The organism is Brachyspira pilosicoli (genome assembly GCF_019402445.1).
Classification (GTDB): Bacteria; Spirochaetota; Brachyspiria; order Brachyspirales; family Brachyspiraceae; genus Brachyspira; species Brachyspira pilosicoli_B.
Genome location: NZ_SRZM01000302.1, coordinates 1 through 357, shown reverse-complemented (window position 1 = coordinate 357; position 357 = coordinate 1). Strand labels below are relative to the sequence as shown.

General features: G+C 31.7%; 1 protein-coding gene. It reads right to left on the bottom strand.

Annotated features, from left to right (window positions below; translation table 11 throughout):
- Positions 1–357, bottom strand: a 357-nt coding sequence (locus tag E6A48_RS09460; RefSeq protein WP_219709970.1) for an amidohydrolase family protein, incomplete at both ends; no start/stop codon positions are given.

Below are 357 nucleotides of genomic sequence, written 5' to 3'. Positions count from 1 at the left end.
TGTGCTACTCCTGTTTTTGTATCAGCTAAAAATTTTAATTCTTTTTCATTGAAGTGAATACCATGAGCATACCAAACATCATTACCAACCCAGCCCAATTTTTCCATATATTCCAAAGGACGCATATTAAATTTTTCTTTTACAAATACTTCCTCATCTTTAGTTTCGCATAAATGAGTATGAAGTCTTACTTTTAAATCTCTTGCCAATATTGCAGATTGCTTTAATAATTCTTCTGTAACACTAAAAGGTGAGCAAGGAGCCAATGCCACCATATTCATAGAATAGCGAGAAGAATCATGATATTTTTCTACTGCTTTTTGACAGTCTTTTAAAATTTCATCTAATGACTGAACA